General features: G+C 62.2%; 20 protein-coding genes and 1 tRNA gene. 12 read left to right on the top strand and 9 right to left on the bottom strand.

The window, feature by feature from the left end; translation table 11 throughout:
• Window positions 1–32: 32 nt before the first annotated feature.
• Window positions 33–611 (bottom strand): nucleosidase, encoded by a 579-nt coding sequence (locus HMPREF2807_RS05365; protein WP_070511004.1) that lies wholly within the window; start codon window positions 609–611, stop codon window positions 33–35.
• A gap of 111 nt (window positions 612–722) precedes the next feature.
• On the opposite strand from HMPREF2807_RS05365, the gene HMPREF2807_RS05360 reads away from it, so the two are divergent.
• Complete coding sequence (locus tag HMPREF2807_RS05360) at window positions 723–1,214, top strand: LppP/LprE family lipoprotein (RefSeq protein ID WP_070511002.1); 492 nt, start codon at window positions 723–725, stop codon at window positions 1,212–1,214.
• Window positions 1,215–1,273: 59 nt separating this feature from the next.
• A complete protein-coding gene (locus HMPREF2807_RS05355) occupies window positions 1,274–1,906 on the top strand; it encodes an LppP/LprE family lipoprotein (RefSeq protein ID WP_070511000.1) in 633 nt (210 codons plus the stop codon).
• Between the two features lie 31 nt (window positions 1,907–1,937).
• Here HMPREF2807_RS05355 and HMPREF2807_RS05350 read toward each other — a convergent pair whose 3' ends face one another.
• Genes HMPREF2807_RS05350 through HMPREF2807_RS05340 form a run of 3 tightly spaced genes read right to left on the bottom strand, consistent with a single transcriptional unit; the run spans window position 1,938 to window position 4,908 of the window.
• On the bottom strand, window positions 1,938–3,230 hold the full coding sequence (locus HMPREF2807_RS05350; protein WP_070510997.1) for a sulfate adenylyltransferase subunit 1: 1,293 nt from the start codon (window positions 3,228–3,230) through the stop codon (window positions 1,938–1,940).
• Entirely contained in the window at window positions 3,230–4,126 is an 897-nt protein-coding gene (gene cysD / locus HMPREF2807_RS05345) for a sulfate adenylyltransferase subunit CysD (protein ID WP_010188641.1), read from the bottom strand. The genes HMPREF2807_RS05350 and cysD overlap by 1 nt, the downstream gene beginning before the upstream one ends.
• Complete coding sequence (locus HMPREF2807_RS05340) at window positions 4,126–4,908, bottom strand: phosphoadenylyl-sulfate reductase (RefSeq protein WP_070510995.1); 783 nt, start codon at window positions 4,906–4,908, stop codon at window positions 4,126–4,128. The genes cysD and HMPREF2807_RS05340 overlap by 1 nt, the downstream gene beginning before the upstream one ends.
• Before the next feature lie 162 nt (window positions 4,909–5,070).
• Between HMPREF2807_RS05340 and HMPREF2807_RS05335 the strand changes: the two genes are divergently transcribed.
• From HMPREF2807_RS05335 to HMPREF2807_RS05305, 7 genes are all read left to right on the top strand, one after another.
• Window positions 5,071–5,487 (top strand): methylenetetrahydrofolate--tRNA-(uracil-5-)-methyltransferase, encoded by a 417-nt coding sequence (locus HMPREF2807_RS05335; RefSeq protein WP_070510993.1) that lies wholly within the window; start codon window positions 5,071–5,073, stop codon window positions 5,485–5,487.
• Between the two features lie 178 nt (window positions 5,488–5,665).
• Entirely contained in the window at window positions 5,666–7,384 is a 1,719-nt protein-coding gene (locus HMPREF2807_RS05330) for an ABC transporter ATP-binding protein (RefSeq protein ID WP_070510991.1), read from the top strand.
• Window positions 7,385–9,328: an ABC transporter ATP-binding protein gene (locus HMPREF2807_RS05325; protein WP_070510988.1), complete on the top strand. Its 1,944-nt coding sequence runs from the start codon at window positions 7,385–7,387 to the stop codon at window positions 9,326–9,328.
• A gap of 77 nt (window positions 9,329–9,405) precedes the next feature.
• Entirely contained in the window at window positions 9,406–12,396 is a 2,991-nt protein-coding gene (locus HMPREF2807_RS05320) for a (Fe-S)-binding protein (RefSeq protein WP_070510986.1), read from the top strand.
• A 69-nt stretch (window positions 12,397–12,465) separates the two neighbouring features.
• Entirely contained in the window at window positions 12,466–13,689 is a 1,224-nt protein-coding gene (locus HMPREF2807_RS05315; RefSeq protein ID WP_070510984.1) for a cation:proton antiporter, read from the top strand.
• Between the two features lie 13 nt (window positions 13,690–13,702).
• Window positions 13,703–14,314, top strand: a complete 612-nt coding sequence (locus tag HMPREF2807_RS05310; RefSeq protein ID WP_232751631.1) for a DUF1707 SHOCT-like domain-containing protein — start codon at window positions 13,703–13,705, stop codon at window positions 14,312–14,314.
• Window positions 14,315–14,324: 10 nt separating this feature from the next.
• On the top strand, window positions 14,325–15,548 hold the full coding sequence (locus HMPREF2807_RS05305; RefSeq protein ID WP_070510980.1) for a pyridoxal phosphate-dependent aminotransferase: 1,224 nt from the start codon (window positions 14,325–14,327) through the stop codon (window positions 15,546–15,548).
• Window positions 15,549–15,642: 94 nt separating this feature from the next.
• On the opposite strand, the gene HMPREF2807_RS05300 is transcribed toward HMPREF2807_RS05305, so the two are convergent.
• Window positions 15,643–17,010, bottom strand: a complete 1,368-nt coding sequence (locus HMPREF2807_RS05300; RefSeq protein WP_070510978.1) for an HNH endonuclease signature motif containing protein — start codon at window positions 17,008–17,010, stop codon at window positions 15,643–15,645.
• A 121-nt stretch (window positions 17,011–17,131) separates the two neighbouring features.
• Here HMPREF2807_RS05300 and HMPREF2807_RS05295 point away from each other — a divergent pair, with 121 nt between their 5' ends.
• Window positions 17,132–18,358, top strand: coding sequence for a YibE/F family protein (locus HMPREF2807_RS05295; RefSeq protein ID WP_070510975.1), 1,227 nt, complete (start codon window positions 17,132–17,134; stop codon window positions 18,356–18,358).
• On the opposite strand, the gene HMPREF2807_RS05290 is transcribed toward HMPREF2807_RS05295, so the two are convergent.
• Window positions 18,288–19,622 carry a UDP-glucose dehydrogenase family protein gene (locus tag HMPREF2807_RS05290; protein ID WP_070510973.1) on the bottom strand — a complete coding sequence of 445 codons (1,335 nt, stop codon included), beginning with the start codon at window positions 19,620–19,622 and terminating at the stop codon, window positions 18,288–18,290. The genes HMPREF2807_RS05295 and HMPREF2807_RS05290 overlap by 71 nt on opposite strands.
• A 54-nt stretch (window positions 19,623–19,676) precedes the next feature.
• The gene (gene dcd / locus HMPREF2807_RS05285) at window positions 19,677–20,249 is read right to left on the bottom strand and encodes a dCTP deaminase (RefSeq protein WP_046645898.1); all 573 of its coding nucleotides are present in this window, start codon (window positions 20,247–20,249) and stop codon (window positions 19,677–19,679) included.
• Window positions 20,250–20,336: 87 nt separating this feature from the next.
• Between dcd and HMPREF2807_RS05280 the strand changes: the two genes are divergently transcribed.
• Together HMPREF2807_RS05280 and HMPREF2807_RS05270 are read left to right on the top strand one after the other, a co-directional pair.
• Window positions 20,337–20,410: transfer RNA gene (locus tag HMPREF2807_RS05280), tRNA-Gly, on the top strand.
• A 356-nt stretch (window positions 20,411–20,766) separates the two neighbouring features.
• Entirely contained in the window at window positions 20,767–21,696 is a 930-nt protein-coding gene (locus HMPREF2807_RS05270; RefSeq protein ID WP_070510971.1) for a class C sortase, read from the top strand.
• Window positions 21,697–21,781: 85 nt separating this feature from the next.
• On the opposite strand, the gene HMPREF2807_RS05265 is transcribed toward HMPREF2807_RS05270, so the two are convergent.
• Together HMPREF2807_RS05265 and HMPREF2807_RS13480 are read right to left on the bottom strand one after the other, a co-directional pair.
• Window positions 21,782–25,282: a prealbumin-like fold domain-containing protein gene (locus HMPREF2807_RS05265; protein ID WP_070510969.1), complete on the bottom strand. Its 3,501-nt coding sequence runs from the start codon at window positions 25,280–25,282 to the stop codon at window positions 21,782–21,784.
• Window positions 25,282–26,184: an isopeptide-forming domain-containing protein gene (locus tag HMPREF2807_RS13480; RefSeq protein ID WP_083306685.1), complete on the bottom strand. Its 903-nt coding sequence runs from the start codon at window positions 26,182–26,184 to the stop codon at window positions 25,282–25,284. Before HMPREF2807_RS13480 ends, HMPREF2807_RS05265 begins: the two co-directional genes overlap by 1 nt.
• Window positions 26,185–26,188: the final 4 nt, after the last annotated feature.

Raw genomic sequence — 26,188 nt, 5'->3', positions numbered from 1 at the left:
CCGTGTCCAAAAACTCCATAGACATCACAGGCCTAGTCCGCGGTTACCGTGCCAAAAGCGACGGCCAGCTCCTCCGCGGCGCGATCGAGCACCGAAGCCCACGAGCCGTAGGATTCCTCATTCGCGGTATCCGATACCTGCTTGAGCAACGTGCACGGCACACCGAACTTTCGGCACACCGCGGCGATGGCGTAGCCCTCCATGTCGCACAGCGCGGAATCTTGGGCAAGGCGCGTGCGGGTAGGGGTGTCCGAGATGAAGGAATCGCCCGTCGCCAGAGTCTCAGTGGGCAGCTTTCCGGAGGTCTCTAATTCAATGACCTCGGGGAGGAGATAACGAGAGACGTCGCTGAGCACCTCCAAGTGGAAGTCGTGCTTGCGAACGTGCGAGATCTCGAAGACGCCAGCGAGATCGTCGCGAAGCGCGCCCGCGGTACCGATATTGATGACGCGCTCCGGCAGCTGCTGCGCTGAGGCCAAAACCGCCGTCAGCTCGATGGCGGCGGGCACCGTACCAATACCCGTGATGAGCAGCGGCGCTCCCTGAGGCACATGCGCGGCTTCAGCGTCCACGGCGGCGACGAACAAGGTACGACCAGAAAGATTCTCCATGCCTGCGAGACTACCCGGTGGCCCGAGGAATGCTCTCCACATCTCTGTTCTGAGCGTTGCGGCCACTTGTAGGGTCTGGAACCACACCGAGACCTCAGAAAGGAGAACACCATGTTCACCCCACGAGTATTCGCCGCAACCGCACTGCTGTGCTTCCCCCTTATCGCCTGCAGCAGCCCCGAAGAAGCCCAAGCCAGCCCCGTAGTCTGCGAGGCAGGAAACGCACACGCGGCTTTCAACGACAACATCGCCCAAGTCCCGCAGTGGAATGGCCACAACTGGGCTCTGGTTGATTCCTCCCACTTCGATCCATGCGCGGAGCTGAGCTGGCAGACCATTTCCATCGAAGGTGCAACGGCCTCCTCGCCGCACCACATCATGCTCTTCCACTACGGCGAGTACATCGGCACCGCCACCGCCGAGCCCTATGGCTTCTTCCCCAGCGTGGAGCGGGTCAATGGCAACGAGATTTCCGTAACCTATCACTGGCTACAAGAGGGCGATGCCAATGCCGCGCCGACGGGAGAGACACACGCCGGCTTCCGTTGGGACGAGGCCCAGCACAAAGTCATCATGAGCGGCGATGTTCCGCCGATGGGCTAGATAAGATAGAGCTAGTCGTGCGCCCTATATGAGGCGCACACACTAGGAAAGGAACATCAATGTTTAGGTCCGCCTTCATCGGCGCTGCCCTTATCTGCCTCCCGCTGGCCGCCTGTTCCCAGGACAACGCGGCGCAGGATTCTGCGGACTCGCCGATGTTCAATTCCGTGCAGAGCAGCGCAACGGATAGCACTCCGGATAACGCAGAGGGCGCCGAGGGCCCCGCTGCATCGTCGCCGGCCGCGGGTGCCTCGCCGACGTTGCCCGCCGAGTCCCCTACAGACGATGCGGAATCCTGCCAGGATATCGACGCCCACGCGGCCTATGAATCAGGCATTGGCACGGTTCCACCGTGGAATGACAACAACTGGACGCTGGTGGATTTCTCGCAGTTCGATCCCTGCGCGGAGCTGAGCTGGCAGACCATCAGCATCGAGCGCGGAACGTCCTCCTCGCCCTATCACATCATGCTCTTCCACAAGGGCGAGTACTTGGGCACCGCCACCGCTGAGCCCTATGGCTTCTTCCCTACCGTAGAGCAGGTCAGCGGGAACGAAATCGCCGTGACCTACCACTGGCCGCGCGAGGGCGAATCTAATGCGGGGCACACCGGCGAAACGAATGCGGGCTTCCGTTGGGACGACGGCCAGCAGAAGGTCATCATGTCTGGCGACGTCCCGCCGGGAAGCTAAGTGCGGCGGTTCGGCCGCCGCAACGCAACCGTTAGCGCAGCCGCTGGCCCACACAGCCCGCGGCCAGCGTGTTGCCGCTCGACTGATCGATGAGCAGAAAATTGCCCACCGCGCCGCGGGCGGCGTAGTTCTCCACGGGAAGCTCCGCTTGGGTTTGGATGGTGATGAAAGCAATGTCGTTGAGTGCTGCGGATTCCGGGGCCTCAACATCGGCCACGCCATCCAAATCCAGCACCCGATCGACCGAGGCCACGCGGGCCTTGACCAGCGCGGTGCCATAGCGCAGCTTCACCATCTGTCCCGCGCGCAGCTCTTTTTCCGTCAAGACCACCGCGGTGGCGGCGAACTCGCGCACCTCCTCCGGGCGCTGAGTGCCAGCGATGAGGTCACCGCGGGCCAGGTCGATCTCGTCGGCCAGCCGCAGAACCACGGAATCGCCGGCGCGCGCCGCCTCATCGGATCCAAGCGGGCCATCGGTGGTATCGATCGCGGTGACCGTCGAGGTCCGCCCGCCCGGCAGGGTCACCTCATCCCCCACCGCCACGTGCCCGGCCTTCACGCGGCCGGCATAGCCGCGGTAGTCAGTGGTGTGCTCACGGATGACGTATTGGATGGGGAAACGCAGGTCCAGGTCATCGGCGCGGCCGGTGGCCACGGGGACGGTCTCGAGCGTTTCGAGGACCGTCGGGCCCTCATACCAATCCATGTTGGTGGAGCGTTCCACCACGTTATCGCCCTTGAGCGCAGAAATCGGGATGACCACCGAATCCGTAATGCCCAGGCGCGCGGCGACCTCGTTGAACTCCGCCTCAATCGCGCGGAAGGTGGCCTCGTCGTAGTCCACCAGGTCGATTTTGTTCACACCCAGAATCACGTGGCGCACGCCCAAAAGCGCGGCAACGTTGAGGTGGCGGCGGGTTTGCTCGACGACGCCATTGCGGGCGTCGACAAGCAGCACCACCACCTGGGACGTGGACATGCCGGTGACCGTGTTGCGCGTGTACTGCACGTGGCCCGGGGTATCGGCGAGGATGAAAGTGCGCTTGTCGGTGGCGAAGTAACGGTAGGCCACGTCGATGGTGATGCCCTGCTCGCGCTCGGCACGGAGACCGTCGACAAGCAGCGACAGGTCCATGCCATCGAAGCCGCGGTCGGCAGAAGAACGCTCCATGGATTCCACCTGGTCCGCGAGCACGGACTTGGTGTCGTAGAGCAGGCGGCCCACGAAGGTGGACTTGCCGTCATCAACGGAGCCGGCGGTGCACAGGCGCAGGGTATCGCGCTGCTTGAGCGCGCCAACATTCGGCGCAAGGGTAGTCGTCATCAGAAGTAGCCTTCCTTCTTGCGGTCCTCCATGGCGGACTCGGACAATTTGTCATCGGCGCGGGTGGCGCCGCGCTCGGACAGGGTGGAAATGGAGATTTCCGCGAGCACCTCATCGGGCGAGGCGGCGGTGGATTCCACGGCACCGGTGCAGGACATATCCCCCACGGTGCGGTAGCGCACGGTGCGGGTCTCCAGCGGCTCATCCTCGCGCGGGCCGCCCCACTCACCTGGGGTCAGCCACATGCCGTTGCGGTTAAATACCTCGCGCTGGTGCGAGTAGTAGATGGAGGGAAGCTGCAGGTTGCGCGCACCGATGTACTCCCAAATATCGGACTCGGTCCAGTTGGAGATGGGGAAGACGCGGACGTTTTCGCCGGCCATCTTGCCGCCGTTGTAAAGATCCCACAGCTCTGGGCGCTGGCGGCGCGGGTCCCAGCCGCCGAAGGAATCGCGGATGGAGAAGATGCGCTCCTTGGCGCGGGCGCGTTCCTCGTCGCGGCGCGCGCCACCCAGGACGGCGTCGTAACCGCGCTCGGCGATGGTCTCCACCAGCGGCACGGACTGCAGCGGGTTGCGGGTGCCATCGGGGCGCTCCTGGAGGTCGCCGCGGTCGATCCAATCCTGGACGTGGGCGACGTGCAGGCGCGCGCCAGTCTCGGCGACGAGCTGATCGCGGAAGTCGATGACCTCCGGGAAGTTGTGGCCGGTATCGACGTGGATCAGCTCGAAGGGAACGGTAGCGGGCGCAAAGGCGCGGCGGGCGAGCTCGAAGACGACGACGGAGTCCTTGCCGCCGGAAAAGAGCAGGCCTACCTTGTCGAATTGCCCGGCGACTTCGCGCAGGATGTGGAGGGATTCGTTCTCTAAGTCTTTAAGGTGTGGTGAAAGAGTCATTATTCGTGCAACCCGCATTCTGTCTTGCCGTCAGCGAAAACGCGCCCGGAGCGCGCATCCTCGCCCTCGCCTACCGGGAAGGTCAACGGCGCGCAGCCGATGGAGCGGTAGCCCTGCAGGGTGAGGGGGTGGATGATGAGATCGTGTTCCTTGATATAAGCGTCGGTGTCGTCGAGGTCCCAGGTAATAATCGGGGAAATCTTCAGCCGGCCGGTGCGGTCCAAGCTCAGCGCCGGCGCGGTGGCGCGGTGCTCGGAATCGGCGCGGCGCAGGCCGGTGACCCACCCGACGTACGGGTCCATCGCCATGTTGAGCGGTTCCACCTTGCGCATGCGGTTATACGCCGCCACATCGCGCGCATACAGGCGCGGGCCGTAAATCTTGTCCTGCTCCTCGGGGCTCAGAATCGGCAGGACCCGCACCAAGGGAAGGTCCGCATAGCGCTTGGCGACGTCCCCCGCCACCTGAAGCGTCTCCGGAAAGTGCCAGCCGGTGTCGATAAAGAGCAGGTCGGCGTCTAAGTGGGCGCGGTGCGCGAGCTCGGCCAGCACGGTGTTTTCCATGGACATCGTGACGGCAAGCCGGCCCGGCGCGTGCTCGGCGGCCCACTCAGTAATCGTTTCGGCGGAGGCATCGTAGAGCTTATCGGCCCACTCGTCGACGAGTTCCTGGTTGCGCTGGGCCACGGCAGGCTCGAGCGGCGCGGTGTCGCGGGTGCCTTCGGGGCTAATGCTGGGGTCGCGGTAGTCGCCGCGGTCCAGCAAGTTAGTTGATTCGGTCATGGCTCCTCACATTAAAGGCAGCTGGGCTTGCGCGCAGCCCAGTAGCGGGGTGCGAGGGCTGTGAGCTTGGGTACTCGGAAGAATAAAAATTGGCCAGAATGAACCGAGCGGACTAGATTTACAGACTAGATAGTCTATTTTCACAGAACTGAAGGGGTTCTCATGCAGCGTGTTGCCATCGTCGGGGACGGCCCCGCAGCACTCTCCACCGCCGAGCGACTCATCAAAGCCGGGTTGTGCGTGGACCTCTACTGCGAGCGCCCCGCGCCCTTCGGTTTGCTGCGCCGCTTCGCTGGACTGTCCGGCGCGGAATCCGTTGCCGCGCCGTGCCCGAGGGGGACCACGCCGCGCCTGCGACTTATCGGCAACGTGCGCGTGGGCTTCGGCCCCGATGCGGATATAAGCCACGCGGACCTCAACCAACTCGCCGCCTCCGGCGACCGCCACCTAGTTTTGCTGGAGCTCATGGCCCGCGGCGTGGCCATCACCACGTGGGAGGGCCTGTGCCACCCCACCGACGACGTGGAAGATTGGGCCGCCGTCACTACCCGGGCCCAGCGCGCGCCGGTCTGCTTCTAGCGCGCGAGCGCGCGGACTAGCGCCCGCGCGTTAAAAGGGAAGCCGGCTGCCAGTCCGCGCACCACCGCACTCGCTAGACGCGCGGGCTAGCGCCCGCGCAACCATAACGGATAGACTTTTGCGGTCAATGCTCTCCAGCGGCCCGGCGCGGCCGCCAACACGCACGAAACGCTGGCACATGGAACTCGTTCGCATCCTTCTATCCCGCTCCAAGCCGTACACCGGCTACGTCATCGCGGTGCTGCTCCTCCAAGCGCTCTCCACCGCGGCTACGCTCTACCTGCCTTCGCTCAACGCGAAGATCATCGACAGAGGCGTGGCCCAAGTAGACATCGACTACATCTGGCGCACCGGCGGCATCATGCTCATCGTGGCCTTCGTCCAAGTCCTCACCGCCATCGCCGCCATCTGGTTCGGCTCCCGCACCGCCATGGGTCTGGGCCGCGACCTGCGCTCCGATATCTTCCGCCGCGTCACCCGCTACTCCGCCGAGGACATGAGCAACTTCGGCACCGCCACCCTCATCACCCGCGGCACCAACGACGTCCAGCAAATCCAGATGGTCTACATGATGATGCTCAACTTCATGGTCACCGCGCCGATCATGTCCATCGGCGGCGTCATCATGGCCATCCGCGAAGACGCCGGCATGTCCTGGCTCGTCGCGGTCTCCGTCATCGTGCTGCTCGCCGCCATCTCCCTCATCATCGTCCGGCTCATGCCGCTCTTCCGCGCCTGGCAAGGCAAGCTCGACGTCATGAACGGCACCCTGCGCGAACAAATCGCCGGCATCCGCGTCGTCCGCGCCTTCACCCGCGAGGAGCACGAAGCCGAGCGCTTCCGCACCGCCAACCGCGACCTGACCAACCTCTCCCTGAAGGTCGGCCAGCTGTTCATCCTCATGTTCCCCATCATCACCGTCATCCTCAACGTGGCCACGGGCGCGGTCCTCTGGTTCGGCGGTCACCGCGTGGACGAGGGCCTCGTAGAGGTCGGCTCACTGACCGCCTTCCTGCAGTACCTGCTGCAAATCCTCGCTGCGGTCATGATGGGCACCTTCATGGCGATGATCCTCCCGCGCGCGGTCATCTGCGCGCGCCGCATCACCGACGTCCTCGAGCACGAGCCCTCCATCACCGAGCCGGACCAGCCCCGCACCCCGGAGCGCTCCGAGGGCGTCGTCGAATTCGACAACGTCTCCTTCCAATACGCCGGCGCCGAAGCGCCCGTGCTTCACGACGTCTCCTTCACCGCCACCCCCGGCACCACCACCGCGCTTATCGGCGCGACTGGTTCCGGCAAGACCACCGCGCTCTCCCTCATCCCGCGCCTCTACCTCCCGACGAAGGGACGCGTGCTTCTCGACGGCACCGATATCGCCGACATGGCGCGGAAGGACGTCGTCAAGCGTGTAGGCCTCGTGCCGCAGAAGCCCTACCTGTTTAGCGGCACCGTGGCCTCCAACCTGCGCCTGGGCGCACCGGAGGCCACCGACGAGGAGCTGTGGAACGCGCTGCGCGTGGCGCAAGCTGACTTTGTTGAGGACCTCGACATGCACATCGCGCAGGGCGGCACCAACGTCTCCGGCGGCCAGCGCCAACGCCTGTCCATCGCGCGCATGCTCGTCGCCCGCCCGTTGGTGTATCTCTTTGATGATTCCTTCTCCGCGCTCGACGTACTGACGGATGCCGCGGTGCGCTCCGAAATGCGCGAGTACACCGCGGAGGCGACAACCATCATCGTGGCGCAGCGCGTGAGCTCGATTGTGGATGCAGATCAGATTTTGGTCATGGACGCTGGGCGCGTCGTGGCCCGCGGCACGCACGGGGAGTTGCTCGAGTCCTCCGAGACGTACCGCGAGATTGTGGAATCCCAGAAGACCTCGGAGGTGGCATAAATGGCTGAGCAGGATAACGCTACGTTGAGTGAAGACACCACTGCCGAGTTCGAGGAGAAGACCGGCGAGAACGCCCCGCGCAAGGCCAAGAACTTCTGGCCCTCCGCCAAGCGCCTCTTTGGTCTGCTTGCGCCGTTTAAGGTGCAGCTGTTTGCGATTGCGGCGATGAACATCATCTGTGTGTTCCTCGCCGTGGCCGCGCCGAAGGTGATGGGCAAGGCCACCGACGTCATTTTCTCCGGCGTCATTTCCCGCCAGCTGCCCGCTGGGATGAGCAAGGAGCAGGCCATCGCGGCGTTGCGCGCGGGCGGGCAGGATAAGTTCGCCGACATGGCCTCAGCCATGGACTTGAACCCGGGCTTCGGCATCGACTTCTCCACGTTGGGCACGATTATTGGCATCGTGATTGCGATGTACGTGGTGTCCTCGCTCTTCCAGTGGTGGCAAGGCTACTTGCTCAACTCCATGGTCATGAAGATCGTCTTCGACCTGCGCGAGAGCATCGAGGCCAAGCTCAATGCGCTGCCGCTGAATTACTTTGATACGCAGTCGCGCGGCGATCTCCTCTCGCGCACCACCAACGACGCCGATAACATCCAGTCCGCCTTGCAGCAGGCCATTTCGCAGCTGTTTTATAACCTGCTCATGGTCGTGGGCATCACGGTCATGATGTTCACCGTGTCCTGGCAGCTAGCGCTCGTGGCGCTGCTGGCGCTGCCGCTGACGGCGGTGGTCATCGCGGTGATTGGCTCGCGCGCGCAGAAGCAATTCAAGGCGCAGTGGAAGGCCACCGGTGACCTCAACGGGCAGGTGGAGGAAGCCTTCTCGGGCCACGACCTGGCGACCGTCTTCGGGCGCATCGATTCCATGACGGAGGATTTTGATAAGCGCAACGAGGAGCTGTTCCGCTCCGCCTCGCTGGCGCAGTTCCTGGCCGGCATGATGATGCCGATCATGCAGTTCATCTCCTACCTGTCCTACGTGGTCATCGCGGTGCTGGGTGCGTTGAAGGTGGCCTCCGGCTCGCTGACGTTGGGCGGCGCGCAGGCCTTCATCCAGTACTCGCGCGAATTCAACCAGCCGCTGGGCCAGCTCGGCGGCATGATGCAGCAGGTGCAGTCGGGCGTGGCCTCGGCAGAGCGCGTCTTTGAGTTCCTCGACGCCGAGGAAGAACCCGCCGAGGAATCCACCTCCCGCTTGGGTGGGCGCGCGAAGGGGCTCGTGGAGTTCGACGACGTCGACTTCTCCTATGACCCCGACAAGCCGCTCATCCAGGACCTCAACCTGCGCGTGGAACCCGGCCAGACCGCGGCCATTGTCGGCCCCACGGGTGCTGGCAAGACCACGCTGGTCAACCTCATCATGCGCTTTTACGACATCGATTCGGGCACCATCCGCCTCGACGGTGTGGACACCGCGCAGATCTCGCGCCGCGAGCTGCGCTCCCAGGTGGGCATGGTGCTGCAGGACGCCGTGGTCTTTGAGGGCACCATCATGGACAACATCCGCTACGGCCGCCTCGACGCCACCGACGAGGAAGTCATCGCCGCCGCGAAGGCCACCTACGTGGACCGCTTCGTCCACTCCCTCCCCGATGGCTATGACACCAAGATTGACCAGGATGGCGGCGCGATTTCCGCCGGCGAGCGCCAGCTCATCACCATCGCGCGCGCCTTCCTCGCGCAGCCGGCGCTGCTCATCCTCGATGAAGCCACCTCATCCGTGGATACCCGCACCGAGGTGCTCGTTCAGCAGGCCATGAATGCGCTGCGCGCGGACCGCACGTCCTTCATCATCGCGCACCGCCTGTCCACGATTCGCGACGCCGACCTCATCATCGTCATGGAAGAGGGCCGCATCGTCGAACAAGGCACCCACGCCGAGCTTCTCGACGCCCACGGCGCCTACTGGCGCCTCCACCAGTCCCAGTTCCGCGAAGACTAGCTGAATGCTGACTCACTGATTTAGGGGCCGAGGATTTAAGGTAGGAGGCACGCACAGCAGCAATTAAAGGAGCGCGCATGTTCGGCTGGGTTGCCATCGCCGCATCAGTCCCGGTGTGGCTGTACTTTTTCTACCGCCTCACGGCGCTGTTTCGGTTCATCCGCTCCGGCGGGCCCACGCAGCTGAACCGTACCGACCGGCCCCTGGCGCGCCTTGGCCGCGTGCTCATCGAAGTCTTCGGCCATACCCACTTCAAAGGCCGCCCTCTGGTCAACGCCGCGCACTGGCTCGTCATGGTGGGCTTCCTCTTCGGCGCCATCGTGTGGTTCGAGGCCTATATCCAAACCTTCGCGCCCGATAAAGGCTGGCCGTGGCTCAGCGACTGGCCGGTCTACCACTTCATCGAAGAGGTCCTCGCCATCGGCACCGTGCTGGGCATCTGCTTCCTCATTGGCGTGCGCCTGAAACTCGGCCACACCGAGCGCGGCAGCCGCTTCTATAATTCGCAGGTCTTCCCCGCACGCTTGGTGGAGGCCATCGTCTTCCTCGAAGGCCTCGGTATGCTCGCCGTCAAGGCCGCCGCCATCGCCACCTACGGCGGTGGGTCGCCGTGGGCTGATTTCTTGACGATGCGTGTGGCGGGGGTGCTGCCGGCGTCGCCAAGCATGGTGCAATTCTTTGCCCTGGTGAAGCTGCTGACGGGCCTGGTGTTCATCGCGTGCATCGCCCACTATTTCCAGTGGGGCGTGATGTGGCACCGCTTCCTGGCGTTCTTCAACATCTTCTTCCAGCGCAACGCCGACGGCGAGAAGGCGCTGGGCGCTCTCCCCACGCCGGACTTGGAGGACCTCGAACCGGGAAGCTGGAAGATGCTTCTCGACGCCTCCTCCTGCACCGAATGCGGCCGCTGCCAGGACCTGTGCCCCGCATGGAACACCGAGAAGCCGCTGAGCCCGAAGAAGCTCATGATGGACCTGCGCCAGAGCGCGCTGGATAATTACAACCCGCACGAGGGGCTCAACGTGCTGGCGATGGCGGGCACGATTGATGATGACGTCCTGTGGTCCTGCACGAACTGCGGTGCGTGCGTGGACCAGTGCCCGGTGGACATCGAGCACATCGACCACGTGGCGGACCTGCGTCGCTTCAAGGTACTGGCGGAGTCCGACTTCCCGTCGGAGCTGACCGGGCTGTTTAAGAACATGGAGACGAAGGGCAACCCGTGGGGGCGCAACGCTTCGGAGCGCCGCGCGTGGATCGATGAGGCGCGTGCCGATGGCATTGAGGTGCCGATCATCGGCGAGGACGCGGAAGATTTTTCGGACCTGGAGTACCTGTTCTGGGTCGGTTGTGCAGGTGCCTACGACGACAAGGGCCGCACCACGACGCGCGCGGTGGTGGACATGCTGCACACTGCGGGCGTGAAATTCGGTGTGTTGGCTACGGGCGAGACCTGTACCGGTGACCCGGCGCGCCGTGCTGGCAATGAGTTCCTGTTCCAGGTGATGGCGGAGCAGAATGTTGCCACGCTTAACGACGCCTTCGCCGGCGTCCCCAAAGGCCAGCGCAAAATCATCACGACGTGCCCGCACTGCTTCAACACGATTCGCAACGAGTACCCGGATTTCGACGGCCACTTCGATGTTTTGCACCACACGCAGCTGCTTAACCGTTTGGTGCGGGAGAAGCTGCTCGTTCCTGTGCCGCGTTCCCCGGAGAATCGCCGTCCCGTCACGTATCACGACCCGTGTTTCCTGGGTCGCCACAACAAGGTCTTCGACCCGCCGCGTGAACTCGTCGAGGCGACCGGTGCTTCGCTTGCGGAGATGGACCACAACCGCGATGAGGCCTTCTGCTGCGGCGCCGGTGGTGCGCGCATGTTCATGGAAGAAAACTTGGGGCGACGGGTTAACGAGTTCCGCTCGGAGCAGGCCGTGGCGACCGGTGCCGAGCAGATTGCGACGGGCTGCCCGTTCTGCAACGTCATGCTGACGGGTGGCGTGAAGTCCATCGCGCCGCAGACACAGGTCAGCGATGTGGCGCTCATGCTTCGCGACGCCATTGCCCCCTCCGGCGACCTTCCCGCCGCGCGCGAGAAGGCCTTCCTCGATACTCCCCGCCGCCTGCCCGTGGAAGATTCCACCGCGCCTTCCCCGGAAACACTCGCTGCGGAATCTGCCCCAACAAGCTCTCCGCAGGCCCCCACCGCTGCACCAAGTACGTCTGCGGCGCCGACACCTCCGACTGCCCCCAGCGCGCCCGCAGCTCCGTCTGCGCCGAGCGCACCGCAAGCACCCGCCGCGCCCAGCGCACCACAGGCAGCGTCAACGCCTCCTGCCGCGCCGAGCGCACCGCAAGCACCTGCCGCGCCGAGCGCGCCAACGGCTCCATCCGCTGCACCGCAGGCACCATCAACGCCGACTGCCCCCAGCGCGCCGAACACGCCTGCAGCACCCTCGACTCCATCTGCGCCACAAGCGCCCTCTGCTCCCAGTGCACCACAGAGTCCATCTGCTCCAACGGATCCCAGTGCACCGCAGGCCCCAGCTGCGCCACATGTCGCAGGAGCTCCAACCGCTCCTACAGCGCCGAGTGCTCCCAAAGCACCTACCGCACCGTCCGTGCCAGACGCACCCGCAGCTCCATCTGCACACACTCCGGCACCGAACGCAGCCTCTGTACCGCAGGCACCAGCCGCCCCTTCAGCACCGCCTACGCCCAGCGCTCCTGCGGCACCAGGCACGCCAAACGCTGCAGCTGTACCGACTGCACCGGCGGCACCCAAGGCTGCAACAACGCCAAGCACTCCCGGTGCACCGGCGGCCCCAGCGTCAAACGTTCCCGGTGCTCCCGCTGCACCAAACGCACCGCAAGCGCCCGCAGCACCAAGCGTTCCCGCCGCCCCGAGCACGCCAACGACGCCTCAGGCACCAGCCGCCCCTTCAGCACCGCCTACGCCCAGCGCTCCAGCGGCGCCGAGTGCGCCAAACACGGGGTCCGTACCGCAGGCCCCGTCCGCGCCAACTACCCCGCCGAAGGCTCCGGGGGCGTCGGAAAGCGAGGACTAGTGCGACGTCCGCCACACCACCGCCGCGCAGGGTAGGCGAGCTTTATATCGCACAGGTACGCTCTACTCCATGCAATCTGACGTGACCTACGTCCTCGCCTCGGGCGAGACCAACTACACCAACTCGCTGGTGTCCTTCGCATGGATTATGGCGGTGGCGCTGCTGGCGCCGTTGGTGTCTCATGCCCTGGGCAAGAAGATGCCGGCCGTGGCGCTGCTGATTTTCTTCGGCATGCTCATCGGCCCATCGATGTTGGACCTAGCAAATGAGGACCCCGGCATCGGGATGCTCAAGGAACTCGGCGTTGGCGCGCTGTTCCTGCTTGCGGGCTTTGAAATTGACCTCGCCACCCTGAAGTCGAAAGAAGCCGCGACGGGGCTCTCCACCTGGCTCATCTGCATGGTGGTGTGTGGTGTTGGTGCCTACTTCCTCATGGACGACATCCCCGGCGCCATCGTCATGGCAATTGCTTTGACGTCGACGGCCCTGGGCACCATCACGCCGATGCTCAAACAGGACAAGCTGCTTGGCACGCGGGTAGGCGATTCCGTGGTCATCCACGGCGCCATCGGTGAGGTCGCGCCGATTACCGCGATGGCGCTCCTTTTGGGAACGCGCTCCACCTGGGCAACGATGCTGATTCTTCTCGCTTTCATCGCGATTGCCGTGGCTGTCGCTGTCATGCCTTTTGCCATAACCACCCTCATGCCGTGGTTCAAGGAAGCATTCATCTCCGGGGCGGGCTCCACTAACCAAACCATCATGCGCCTCATCATTTTGATTCTGGCGATTCTCATGGCGGTCACGGCGGTCTTTGAGCTCGATATCGTGCTGGGTGCCTTCGCGGCGGGCATCATCTTGAACCGCATCGTGCCCGACGAGTTTCATAAGGGCTTGGAGAACCGCCTCGACGTGGTGTTTTATTCCATGCTCATCCCCGTCTTCTTCGTGGTCTCTGGCATGGCGATTGACTGGAAAGTCATCGTGGACGAACCCCTCAAGGTCCTCGGCATTCCGCTGCTCATCTTGGTCACCCGCGGCCTGCCGGTGTTCCTGCGCGAGAACATCCACCAGACCGGCTCCGACGTCGAAACCACCCGCGAGCGCATCCAGGTGGCCCTTTACGCGGCGACCGGCCTGCCCATCATCGTGGCGGTGATGACGCTTGCGGTGGGTTCGGGCATCGTCGATACAGAAATGGCCTCGATCTTCATCGCCGGCGGTGCCCTCACCGTCGCAATCTTCCCGTTCCTCTCCGGCCTCGTGCGCGAAAAGGCGGAAGAAAAGGGCTGATAGAATATAGGGCGTGACTAATCCCTTCAGCATGCGGCTTTCCGACGCCGAACGGACCGACGCCGTCAACGACCTCGCCCAGGCCTTGGGTGAAGGCCGCCTGACCATGGATGAGTTTGAGGACCGCACCGACGCCGTCATGCGCGCCACTACCCGCCGCGAGCTGGCAGAAGTCTTCATGGATATCCCCACCAAGGCCAGCAGCGAGCTGAAGATTTACTCCCAGGGCGACGTCGCGCGCGCCTACCAGTCAACCCGGAAACCCCGCTTGGCCACCGCACTGGTTGGCTCCCTCGGGCTCCTTTTCGGAGCGATCGCATCCTTCGGCACCCTGTCCGGCGCCACCGCCGCACTCACCGGCACCGGCCTACTTTTCCTCATCCCCGCGTTGTGGATCATGCTGTACGTGGCCAAGGTGGGCCCGGAGTCTTGGCACCAGCCCTCAGCGCGGCAGATTGAGCGCCAGCGCATGCGCGAGCTCAAGGCCGCCGGCGCCGAAGAACGCGCGCAGATGCGGGCGTTGGAGCAGGCGCAGTGGGCGGAGAGGCGTCGCCAAGCAAGTGAAATTACCGGGGATGCGATGAATCTTGCCAAACGCAAGCTGAAAGAGTGGAACCAGAAGTAACATATCCGGCATGACTCACAACCGGATTTTTGATCAATCCACCAAACTACAGGGCGTTGCCTACGATATTCGCGGCGAGGTTTCCACGGAAGCCGAGCGCATGGAGCTCGACGGGCACAACATTCTGAAGCTCAACACCGGCAACCCAGCGGTGTTTGGTTTCGATGCGCCGGATGTCATCATGCGCGACATGATTGCGGCGCTGCCGACCTCGCAGGGCTACTCCACGTCGAAGGGTATTATCCCGGCGCGGCGCGCGATTGTGACCCGCTATGAGCTGGAGGATTTCCCCAGCTTCGACGTCAATGACGTGTACTTGGGCAACGGCGTCTCCGAGCTGATTTCGATGGTGACACAGGCGCTGCTTGACGACGGCGACGAGGTTCTCATCCCCGCCCCTGACTACCCCCTGTGGACGGCGGCGACGTCGCTGGCGGGTGGCACGCCGGTGCACTATTTGTGCGATGAGGAGGATGATTGGAATCCGTCCATTGAAGATATTCGCGCGAAAGTAACGGAGAAGACCAAGGCCATTGTGGTCATTAATCCGAATAACCCGACGGGTGCCGTGTACTCGCGTGAGACCCTGCAGAAAATCGTGGATGTGGCGCGCGAGTATAACCTGCTGATTCTGGCGGATGAGATTTATGACCGCATTCTGTATGACGGTGCGAAGCACATTTCGATTGCCTCGCTGGCGCCGGATTTGCTGACGATTACGTTTAACGGCTTGTCGAAGGCCTACCGCGTGGCCGGCTACCGTGCCGGTTGGATGGTGCTGACAGGCCCGAAGTCCCATGCGCGTGGTTTCATCGAGGGCTTGGATTTGTTGGCGGGCACGCGCCTGTGCCCGAATGTGCCGGCGCAGCACGCGATTCAGGTCGCGCTGGGCGGAAGACAGTCCATTTATGAACTCACCGGTGAGGGCGGGCGCTTGCTCAAACAGCGCAACATTGCCTACGAGAAGCTCAACGAGATTCCCGGCGTGTCCGTGGTGAAACCGATGGGCGCGCTGTACTGCTTCCCGCGCTTGGACCCAGAGGTCTATGAGATTCACGATGACTCGAAGCTCATGCTCGACATCCTGCGCGCCGAGAAAATCCTCATGGTGCAAGGCACCGGCTTTAACTGGCCCACGCCGGATCATTTCCGCGTGGTCACGCTGCCGTGGGCCTCGCAGCTGGAGAACGCGATTGAGCGACTCGGCAACTTCCTGGTGAGCTACCGCCAGTAGCACAGCCGATACCTGAACTTCGCGCGATAGGGCCCACGGCGCAAAGAAAGCACAACACAAACGTGCATGCAGAATCCCTCACCGGCCGGTGTTATCAGTCCGGCGGGGCGGGGCTTCCCGGCTCGGAACGTGTGGATGTCCGTGATTCGGCCGGCTTTGCGGTCTGGGCGCGACGGCTTGTGCTAGGGCTCGCAACGGTGCTTACTGTTTCTTGACGGTTTTCGCGGATGCGCTGGGCGCGCGGCGCGCGGTGCGGATGCGCCGGTTCCCGCGGATCGCGGGGCCCAGCCGGCACCCATTTAATTTTGCCGTCTTCGCGCACGATGCGGCCCCGACCCGGCAAGCCATTGATGGCGTTGTGGTACTTGCACAGCGGGGTGAGGTTTTCGGGGTTCGTTTCGCCGCCTTTTCGCCATTCTGTGATGTGGTGTATCTGAGAGTAATCGGCGCCGCACAGGCACCGGTCCCAGGCACAGGTAGGTTGCTCACCGCTGGCCATGATGCGCTGCTTTTCCGAGGCAACGCGCTGGGTGCGGTGGAGTTCCACGGGGCCTTTGACGCGGTCGACAAGCATGACGAGGCCTTCTTCGGCGAGCTCCCGCTCGATGAGCTCTTGGCCGGTGATTTTCGCGCCGTTGGAGAGCTGAATCACGATATCCCCGAGGTCCGGCGCCGCGGGGTCGCTGATGTCGTGCCCGAATGTCTCATCGCTGGCAGGCTCGTCAGAAGCACTAGACGCGGCGGCGGACTTGGTGGGAGGCATGGCACCCGTGGAGTCGGGGCGCAGGGTAGATGTGGTGGCGGGCTGGGTAGGAGGCGTGCCGTCAGCAGCGGGCGCGGCGGAGTCGGGGCGCGGGGTGGACGGGTCGCCCAAGCGGCCAAGGATTGTGGCGTATTCGGGAAGCTCCATGACGGCGAGGGTCTGGGCCACGGGGCGGGCGAGACGTCCCTCGCGAAATGCCGCAGTGAAGGACCCCACCGGATCCTCCTCATCGATATTGGGGCGCAGGTCCTCGATGAGCGCGGCCGGGGCTGTGAGCGTGAGCTTCGACAGCTCCTTGCCACGGCGAATTGTCACTCCCGGCTTCGGCGCGGGCGGCGGGCTGAGCTCGCGAATGCGCTTGCGCGCATAGCGGGCCACGGCCTTCTCATCGCCAGCGATTCCGCACAGCTCAATGCGCAGATCCCACGCCTGGTGCTGTTTCTTCAGCCTTCCTGCGAAGCGCTCAATGAGCAACAGCGTGGGCAGGTCGTGCCCATTGGCACGGGCGGCCGAAACGGCACGCGCCTGTTTGCGGGTGAAGGAGGTGGAGGCAAAGTAGACGTCGAAAAGCGCCAGCAGAGAGCGTGCCGCAGACTCCGGACCCCACACCCGAAGCTGCTCGAAGCTGAGCCCCGCAACGCCGGCGACGAGCTCGATGCCCGCCGCCTGGCTGCGAAGATGCGCTTCCACAAGGTTCATGCCAGCAACGCTAAACGCCCCACCCGCACCGCACAACGGCGCCGCCGCCAGCCTGTGGATAACTTGTTGATCGTGTCATCATTAGTTTTCTTTTTAATGAAACTCATTCACAATGATAGGCATGACTAACCTGAATCCGTGGCGTACTGGGCTCATCAGTTTTCTTAGCCTCTCCGCCCTGATAACGCTTGCGGGTTTGTTTCTACTACGCCCCACCACCCCGCCATCCGAGCACACCAGCGCCGATTTCTTCGCTACCTATGCGCTCAATCAGCCACAGGTGACCGGAACCGTCGACCGCATCGATCATCATCTTTGCAGCGATCCCCATGCCGGCCGGGCTTTCGACGAAGCCCCGCTCATCCCCGCCGAGGGCGACGACACCTCCTGCTCCCGCGCCCTCATTGACCTGACCTCCGGCGCAGACGCAGGCCGCAAGACGCAGCTCGTATTCTATGGCGTGGCCAGTGACCCGACCCTCCACCCCGGTGACGAGGTAATTCTGACAGTTTCCAGCGACGGCACCTATGCCTTCGCTGATTTTCAGCGCAATGGAAACCTTGCGTTGTGGGCTATCATCGCGGCCCTTGTCATCGTCGGCTTCGCCGCTTGGCACGGACTGCGCGCATTGGTGGGTCTTGTAATCAGCTTGGCAATCGTCTTCTTCTACCTCATCCCCTCTCTCATTGAGGGCCATTCGGCGCTGCCACTAGCGCTCGTGACCTGCGCGGCCATCCTTTTCCTCGCCGTTCCTCTCGTGCACGGCGTGAACTGGAAATCAGCCTCCGCCCTGGGAGGCGCATTGGTGGCGCTAGCGTTGTCGGGGGCGTTGGGGTGGGCGTCGATAAGCAGCACGGCGCTGACGGGGTCAAGCTCGGAGGATAACCTCAAGCTGCTGCTCTACATGCCGGGGGTTTCCGTCGTGGGCGTGCTGCTGTGTGGGTTCATCATCGGTGCGCTCGGCAGCCTCAACGATATCGCGGTGGCGCAGGCCTCCACCGTGCGCGAGCTCCACGCCGCCGACCCCACAACCGGACCCGGTGCGCTTTTCATGGCAGCCATGAAGGTAGGCCGCGACCATATCGCGTCCATGGTGTACACCATCGTGCTGACCTATACCGGCGCGGCCCTTCCCCTGCTCATGCTCATCACGGCGGCGCAGCGCCCAGCCCTGCAGATCCTCTCCAGCGACCTCGTCGCCACGGAGGTTCTGCGTTCCCTGCTGGGCGCGATGGCCTTGACACTAGCGGTGCCACTGACCACCGCGATTGCGGCGTTTACTGTGCCGGAAGGACGCGACCAAGCGCCTCGACGGTCCAGCCCGCGGCGCGCCAAGCATCGACGCTGAGCACGTTGCGGCCATCGATGATGTGGCGGCGGGCCACGAGCTCGCCGGCCTCAGCCGGGTCGAGGTCGCGGAATTCCTGCCACTCGGTGGCGAGAATGACCAGTTCGGTGTCCTTGAGTGCCGCGCTTGCCGACGCCGCGTAGTTCAGCGTCGGGAACACCTTCTTGGCGTTCTCCATACCTTGCGGGTCATAGACCGTGACGGCGGCTCCCGCCAGGGAGAGCGAACCGGCCACGGAGAGCGCTGGCGAATCGCGGACGTCATCGGAGTTGGGCTTGAAAGCGCAACCCAGCACAGTAACGCGGTGGCCGAGGAGGGAGCCGTCGAAAGCCTGCTTGGCCAGGTCCACGACGCGGTCGCGGCGGCGCATGTTGATGGCGTCGACCTCGCGGAGGAAGGTCAGGGCCTGGTCGGCACCCAGCTCGCCGGCGCGTGCCATGAAGGCGCGGATGTCCTTGGGCAGGCAGCCGCCGCCGAAGCCCAAGCCCGCACCGAGGAACTTGCGGCCGATGCGCTCGTCGTAGCCGATGGCGTCGGCAAGCTTGACCACGTCCGCACCAGCAATCTCGCAGATTTCAGACACGGCGTTGATGAAGGAAATCTTGGTGGCCAGGAAGGCGTTGGCTGAGACCTTGACCAGCTCTGCGGTCTGCAAGTCGGTCACGATGAACGGGGTGTTCTGTGCCAGCGGCTGGGCATAGACCTCGCGGGCGATTTCTTCGGCTCGACTTTCGGCGAGTTCGCCAACGCCGAGGACGATGCGGTCCGGGGTGATGGTGTCCTTGACGGCGTAGCCCTCACGCAAGAACTCCGGGTTCCAGGCAATCTCCACGCTGGTGCCCTCTGGGGCCAGTTCATCGGCCATCTCCTGCAACCGCGCCGCGGTGCCTACCGGGACGGTGGATTTGCCGAAGATGATGTGCTCGCCCTTGAGACGCGGCACGAGCTCCGTGATGACGGACTCCACGTAGGTGAGATCCGCGGCATAGGAGCCGTGGGCCTGCGGGGTGCCGACACCGAGGAAATGCACGTTGGCGAATTCCGCGGCGTCATCATAGCTGGTGGAAAAATCCAAACGGCCGGCCTCGATGTTGCGCTCGAGTACCTCCGGCAGGCCAGGCTCGTAGAACGGCACGCGGCCGCCCTTTAAGGCTTCAATTTTCTTTTCATCAACATCTACACCGAGTACCTCGTGGCCGAGCTCCGCCATACAGGCGGCGTGTGTCGCACCTAGGTAGCCGGTACCAATAACAGTCATACGCATAACCGGCTATTTTAGGCGCTCCTGTGCCGGCTTGCCCGACGAGGTGCAGAATGTTTAGCGGAAGTTCAGATAGGACTTCGACGGTGTTGGCCCGCGCTGGCCTTGGTACTTCGAGCCCAGAGCGCCGGAGCCGTACGGCGCCTCCGCCGGCGAGGACATCTTAAAGATTGCCAACTGGCCCACCTTCATCCCCGGCCACAGTGAAATGGGCAGGTTCGCGGTGTTAGACAGCTCGAGCGTGATGTGCCCGGAGAAGCCCGGATCGATGAAGCCCGCCGTGGAGTGCGTTAGCAGGCCCAGTCGCCCCAGGGAAGACTTGCCCTCCAGGCGGCCTGCCAGGTTGGCCGGCAAAGTGAACTTCTCCAGCGTGGCGCCCAGCACGAATTCGCCGGGGTGCAGGACGAAGGCATCGCCCTCAGCCACCTCCACCTCGCTGGTGAGGTCCGGCATCTCCTGCTTGGGGTCGATATGCGTGTAGCGCGAGTTATTGAACACGCGGAAGAACTTGTCCAAGCGCACATCGATGGAGGAAGGCTGGACCATCTCGGCGTCGAAAGGCTCGATGCTCAAACGCTCGGGAGCATCAGCGGCGATGGCGGCACGGATATCACGATCAGAAAGAAGCACGGTTGATAGTCTACCTCCCCACTGGGCCTTTTATGGCCTCGGACGGCGGCGGTGCTAAGCTTTACAGCGATGCACAATCTGCATTGCGCCGACGTAGTTTAATGGTAGAACTGCAGCTTCCCAAGCTGCTGGCGCGGGTTCGATTCCCGTCGTCGGCTCCACTTATCTTTCCAGCTCATGGACTAATTTCATACCTGCAGGATGGACCATGACAGCCCCTATCTTCACGCCGAAAACCACAGCGGAGCTTCGCTCTGAGCGTGAGCATATACTTCAAGATCTTGCGCCCCGCACAATCGATGAACTCCGCGAACTTCGTGCGATAGATCAAATCCTAACTATCGATGAGGCCATTCTGAATCAGTATGAAGCTCTGTGTTTCGTTATCGGCGACTAGGAACAGATATGGTTTCTCTCAGGACTGCACCTTCCCTAGTCTGAGCTTCTAAAAATCTCTTCAAGCGCCCCACGTCAACTCAAGGGTGCGCGGCAACAGACTCCACACAGGCAGGACACAATGGGCAAGAACGAACCAGCGGGAATCACCGACGCACCCAAGAAAAAAGGCACCAACCACAACGCCATCATCGCGTTGATCCTGATTCTCGTCGGCCTTGGCGTCCTGCTCTACCCCGTCGTAGCCACGCAATGGAACAACTACAACCAGTCCCGCGCCGCGGAAGAGTACGCGAAGCTCGAAAAACAAGCCCCGCCTGAGGTTCTGCACACCGCGTGGGAGGAAGCACAAGCCTACAACGCCGGGTTGGGCCAGATCAGCATCGACGACGCTTGGACCACCACCGATGACGAAGACTCCCCCGAGTACCAGCGATACCGCCAGTACCTGTCGGTATTGTCTGAGACCGATGCCATGGGCCGCATCGTCATCCCTTCCATCGATTCTGATCTGCCTATTTATCACGGCACGTCGGAGAAGGCACTCTCCCGCGGTGCGGGCCACCTCTACGGCACGGACCTACCCGTCGGCGGAATAGGCGACGGCGAGGGCCGGCACGCAGCACTCTCTGCCCACACAGGTCTACAGAACGCCACGCTGTGGGACAATCTCACCAAGGTCAAGAAGGGTGATGCTTTCTACATCGCCGCCGGCGGTGAGAAGCTCAAATACGAGGTACACGATATTCGGGTCGTCGAGCCTGCGGACACCAGCTCGCTCCACCGCGTACCGGGCCAAGACCTCGTTACGCTCATCACCTGTACTCCCTACGGCGTAAATACCCACCGCTTGCTCGTCACCGGCCACCGAGTGCCGATGGATCCGAAAGACGAGGCCGCATTCAACAGCTCGGGTGTGCACTGGCAGTGGTGGATGTGGGCCATTCTGGCTGCCGCAGCCATCATCATGCTTCTACTCATCTACTGGTGGCGCAAATATGTCAGCAACGCTAAGGACGCCGTGCTTGACGACGACCCGCAGGACTCCTAACCGACAATGAATATGCAATAAGGCCCGCCCTTCCCTGGTTGTTGGAAGAGCGGGCCTTTTCTAAAAGTAGCTGCAAGCGCTGGTTCTATGCCGGGCGACGTCGCAAGGCAAGGCACCCTGCCGCGACAATAGCGGCACCAGCGAGAGCCCACAGGCCTACGCCTTCACCACCGGTCTTGGGCAGCGCACCCTTGGTGATGTCAGCGACCTGAAGGACGCCGATCTTCTTCACGCAATTGTCAGCGGTGTCAGACTCAGCGCACCTATTACTGGTGATCGCGGTCCCTCCAGAGAGCACCTTGATGACTGCATTGCCATCCTTATCCCAGTCCGTGGAGAACTTGATCGGCGCGGGCAGCAGGTTATAGCCGTTCGGCGCCTTGGTCTCGATGAGGTAATAAACGCCAGGGGCGTCCAAACCTTCGAGCTTCACACGGCCCGTGGTGGTGGTCGTGGACTGCTTCACCACAGGGTTAGCATCAGTGTTGACGCTGCCATCCGCGTTTAGCTTCAGCTTTCCGTCAGCATCACCGCGATGGACGGTGAACTGCGCGCCACCGAGCAACTCGTCGGTTTGAATCTTGTCCGGCGCGGCTGGATCATAGCTAACCTTTTCAAGCAGGACATCCATCTGCTTGGTCTCCAGCGGGATGCAAGAGGTGTCTTTCCAACCGCCCATCTCTGCCTCGTTCATGAGGCCAAAGTTGGGTTCATGTAGGCCATCCTTGGTGTAGCAGCGGGTGTTTCCTGAAGGTTGGCTCGGGTAGCCGGCGGGTACAGAGGTGCTGTCCAGTTTTGAACGATCCAGCTTGAAGCGCACCGTTACCTCGTAGACGTGCTGCCCAGTGCTTCCGTCAACACCCTTGGGTTTAATGATCTTCGGAGTGTCATTCTTGTTGAGCTCAAAGGGGCCGGCACCTTGGTACGCACGCGGCTGGCTGGTCTTGTTGAACTCGTCCTTGAAGATCACAGTGGCCCCAGTAACCGTGGCAGCACCAACAAACCTCGGGGTGTCCGTGAGCTTGCCGTAGATCACGTCGTTGGTGTCGAAGCCAGGTGCGTCCGGTGCCTCAACTACGACGTTGTACTTCGCGGTATATTCATTCGCTGCACCAGGAACAGGTTGCGGTGTGCTGTCGACGGCAACCTTATTGAAACAGGCTTCAGTAGCGACGTTGTCATCTTCAGCCGGGCTAGACTCCCCGTCCGTAGCCTGGAAAGCAACCTTGTTCGGACTACATACCGTCTTGAGGTTCCCGTATTCATCTGTTCGCACCGGCGCAGAGACGACATACTCTACCTTCGCGTGCCCTGGAAGAGTACCAACATAGCCCATCATGTATCGGGACTCACCGTCCGCTCCGGATGGGACAATCATGCCTGCATAAATACCAGTTCCCGGCGCAATCTGATCAGGCCCGGGCTTTTGACCGTTGACCTCGGTAGATCCTGCTCCAAATCCCTCGAATTTCGCAGTGGGACCGGAAGCGTTCACTCCATAGTGAGTATCCGTTGGTAGGTATTCCCAGAATGTGCCGCCCGAACTGGTGTTATCCGTGGTGTTTTCCACGGAGATTGTCCAGAAAGTACGCACCTCTCCGTCTACTACTTTGGTTTCAGAGCGTTGCTTCTTCACCGCAATGTTTGATCGCAGCGCTGGCGGCGGCGGAACTAGGTCGGAGGCCGCGTCCGTGTTAAATGAAGCAGGCAGGTTGTTCATTATGTTGACCAACTCGAACGTCGGACTACCGGAATCCGGATTACTGATTTTCAACTCAAAGCCCAGCTGATTCGCATTCGCACTACCCGAGCCAAAACCCAGGTTTCCATTGGAGTAGGTCCACGCCTTGCCCCAAGAAGCAGAGGGGTTCGAGATCGTGCGCCCATCGAAGGTCTTGATGCCGGTGAGATCCCAGGTCCTGATGTCGCCGGTCTGTGTGTCAATGCGTTCAAGGATAAGCTTGTCGCCTGCCTGAGCCTTACTCTGGAAACCCCACATATACTTCTGGGCCTGCGGGAGCACCGCCCAGTCCTCCGAGTAGGACTTCTGGCTTCCTAGCACGCGTTGAGCCGTGACTTTGTCGACGTCGACCTTATAAAGGTGACGGCTACCAGAAGTGGACGTGTTGGCCACAAAGAATCCCTCGCTGGTGTACACGCCAGCGTTGAGGACATCCCGGTCGCCGCTCGTTTCAAACGGGGTACCGGTACTTCCGGCCTTTAAAATAGGCCCAAGATTATATACTTCACCGGTTGCCGGATTGATCTGAAGGAGATTTCCTGCCGGGTAGCAAGGATCACCGTTTCGGCCGCGACTCTGGCTCACCGCATAGAGCCAGTTATCACTCGAATCAAAGGCTAGAGCATTGTACACCCAGGGAGTGGACTCTCCCACCTGGCGAAAGTCTCGGCCTTGGTTGACTTGACGGCTCAGAATGGAAGTGTCTCGGCGAAGATCCTTAGGTTCACTGGTTACAACGTAGACAGGGCTACCGTCGGCAAATTCAGCTGGGGTGAGATCGCGCTTTGGCTGTCTGCTTTTAACCGGATCTTGGCACTCCTCTTTCGCAGGAACGGTGAAGGAAGCTGTAAACACTGTATCGGCTGGCCCGCGGTGAACACCCTTAAACTGAATCTGTGCGGTGCCACCAATAGTAATCTGCGGCAGGATGACTTGGTATTCCTTGGCGCTAATCCTTTTGTAGGTCACCTTCGCCTCATACCAACCTCCGTTGGCACCGGTGTAATAGATCGTCAGGTCATCAGGGTTAGTCGATAAATAACTGTTAACGCTGGATTTGAGGGTAACCACCGTGCCTTGCGGAATGGACAGCTGGCCGCCAAAAAGCTCACCGGCCGGAATCTTAAAGTTCGGGATATAGCGGCTTCCCTTGAGCACGTATCCATCGTTTACCATCGTGATGGTGCGGTCGCCTGCAGCGTACGGGGTAATGTTCGGCGCCGCCATCAGACGGGCTGGGGCCGCGTCAACGTCAGCAATATCAAGCGGCTCAGTCACCTCCGAAGGGGCTTCTAAGGCTTCGCTGGATTCAGGTGATGACGTGCTGGTAGTCTCCTCGGCTACTCCACGCACGTCGACGGACATCCCGCTCAGTTCGGATTCCTCTGCGACCGCTGGGATCTTCAGTGAGAAAGCTGCCCCTGCTGGCACGTCAGTAGAAAGGCCAGCGATTCGGAAAGTCACTGAAGAACTGGTTGATTTTACAACGAGGTTGTCTCCTTCGCGGACGGGGATCACTTCGCCGTCGATAGTCAGTGTGTAGGCCGAGCCGTCGAACTCCAGTCCTGCAGTCTCAACAGTGAACTCCAACTCCTCCACGGTTCCGGCGTCAACAAAGTGGCCTGCAAATGTTGCGGAGTCGCCAGCAGTCAGGCTCAGCTGGTCTGCAGAATCGAGCTCGGTGCGCAGAGCCGTGGTTTGTGCTTCGGCGACGGCACCAACGATTCCGGGCAGAGCAGCCGGTGCAGCAACACCAACAATGAGAGCCAGTGCAGCAATGAACGCCGCAAAAGCTCGCCAGCGGTACACTACCGGCTCGGCCGGGTGAGCATCTGTCCAGGACATTAGCGTCCCTCGCTTTCTGAATTCTTCCTGCGACTAAAGGCAATCATCACGAAACCAGTGGCGATCAACACCATCGCTGCGGCAACCACACCGAGTACTTCTGCACCGGTCATTGCCAATGAGCCGCCATTCCCTTGCGAACGGTTCGGGGAATCTGAAGTTGTGTTTGTACCAGATTCCGGGTTGTTAGGTGGCGTTGTCCCAGGCTCGTGCGGAGTCTCTCCTGGCTTCGTCGGTGGAACCGGGGGAATCAACGGAGGGAACACCGGCGGAAACTTTGGCGTTGTCCGCGGAGTACTCGAGGTTGTCGATGGAGTATTCGGGGTTGTCGGGGCCGTGGGGGTCGTCGGCGGCGTCGGCGTTTCACCCGGTTTGTGGGTCTTGGCCACAATCACTCCTGGTACTGGTTTCGGGTTATCTACCACCGTGTGGAATGGAACCGCCACCACAAACGGGTTTATCTCTCGGTAAGAATCATCCGGCGCTGTAGACGTCACCACATAGAAGCCATGAGCTAGACCATCAAACGTCACCTCGCCATTGGCATTGGTGACCAGATCCACGTGCACATCGGTGCGCCAATCACGAACCTCGTCGAGATTCGCGTTCCGTACGCGGGCTGCGTCGTCAGCGTTGGTCGGGTCCAAGCCGGCAAGCCGGTCCAGATGAATTGTGACACCTTGGATTTTTCCCGAGGGCGCCTGGCCATCGTCGTTGGGATTGCCTTGTGTCAGCCGAATTGTCACTGTATCCGTAGCCGAAGTGCGTTCCGCACCAGTGGACTGCTGCCCGGCAACCTGCACCGCTTCTGCAGCAACCACGCCCGGCCCTGCGAACGCAATCGCACACGCTACTCCGACGGCAGCCACTCGGGCCGACCATGCATTTGTCAACCTCTTCATCGCC

Source organism: Corynebacterium sp. HMSC074A09 (assembly GCF_001811545.1).
GTDB lineage: Bacteria > Actinomycetota > Actinomycetes > Mycobacteriales > Mycobacteriaceae > Corynebacterium > Corynebacterium hiratae.
Note: the sequence above shows the minus strand (reverse complement) of the source record. Positions and strands in the feature narration are given on the sequence as shown.

Excerpts from the sequence above, each read along its gene's own strand:
- HMPREF2807_RS05365 (WP_070511004.1), bottom strand. The coding sequence starts at position 611 with ATGGAGAATCTTTCTGGTCGTACCTTGTTCGTCGCCGCCGTGGACGCT.
- HMPREF2807_RS05360 (WP_070511002.1), top strand. The coding sequence starts at position 723 with ATGTTCACCCCACGAGTATTCGCCGCAACCGCACTGCTGTGCTTCCCC.
- HMPREF2807_RS05355 (WP_070511000.1), top strand. The coding sequence starts at position 1,274 with ATGTTTAGGTCCGCCTTCATCGGCGCTGCCCTTATCTGCCTCCCGCTG.
- HMPREF2807_RS05350 (WP_070510997.1), bottom strand. The coding sequence starts at position 3,230 with ATGACGACTACCCTTGCGCCGAATGTTGGCGCGCTCAAGCAGCGCGAT.
- cysD (WP_010188641.1), bottom strand. The coding sequence starts at position 4,126 with ATGACTCTTTCACCACACCTTAAAGACTTAGAGAACGAATCCCTCCAC.
- HMPREF2807_RS05340 (WP_070510995.1), bottom strand. The coding sequence starts at position 4,908 with ATGACCGAATCAACTAACTTGCTGGACCGCGGCGACTACCGCGACCCC.
- HMPREF2807_RS05335 (WP_070510993.1), top strand. The coding sequence starts at position 5,071 with ATGCAGCGTGTTGCCATCGTCGGGGACGGCCCCGCAGCACTCTCCACC.
- HMPREF2807_RS05330 (WP_070510991.1), top strand. The coding sequence starts at position 5,666 with ATGGAACTCGTTCGCATCCTTCTATCCCGCTCCAAGCCGTACACCGGC.
- HMPREF2807_RS05325 (WP_070510988.1), top strand. The coding sequence starts at position 7,385 with ATGGCTGAGCAGGATAACGCTACGTTGAGTGAAGACACCACTGCCGAG.
- HMPREF2807_RS05320 (WP_070510986.1), top strand. The coding sequence starts at position 9,406 with ATGTTCGGCTGGGTTGCCATCGCCGCATCAGTCCCGGTGTGGCTGTAC.
- HMPREF2807_RS05315 (WP_070510984.1), top strand. The coding sequence starts at position 12,466 with ATGCAATCTGACGTGACCTACGTCCTCGCCTCGGGCGAGACCAACTAC.
- HMPREF2807_RS05305 (WP_070510980.1), top strand. The coding sequence starts at position 14,325 with ATGACTCACAACCGGATTTTTGATCAATCCACCAAACTACAGGGCGTT.
- HMPREF2807_RS05300 (WP_070510978.1), bottom strand. The coding sequence starts at position 17,010 with ATGAACCTTGTGGAAGCGCATCTTCGCAGCCAGGCGGCGGGCATCGAG.
- HMPREF2807_RS05295 (WP_070510975.1), top strand. The coding sequence starts at position 17,132 with ATGACTAACCTGAATCCGTGGCGTACTGGGCTCATCAGTTTTCTTAGC.
- HMPREF2807_RS05290 (WP_070510973.1), bottom strand. The coding sequence starts at position 19,622 with ATGCGTATGACTGTTATTGGTACCGGCTACCTAGGTGCGACACACGCC.
- HMPREF2807_RS05270 (WP_070510971.1), top strand. The coding sequence starts at position 20,767 with ATGGGCAAGAACGAACCAGCGGGAATCACCGACGCACCCAAGAAAAAA.
- HMPREF2807_RS05265 (WP_070510969.1), bottom strand. The coding sequence starts at position 25,282 with ATGTCCTGGACAGATGCTCACCCGGCCGAGCCGGTAGTGTACCGCTGG.
- HMPREF2807_RS13480 (WP_083306685.1), bottom strand. The coding sequence starts at position 26,184 with ATGAAGAGGTTGACAAATGCATGGTCGGCCCGAGTGGCTGCCGTCGGA.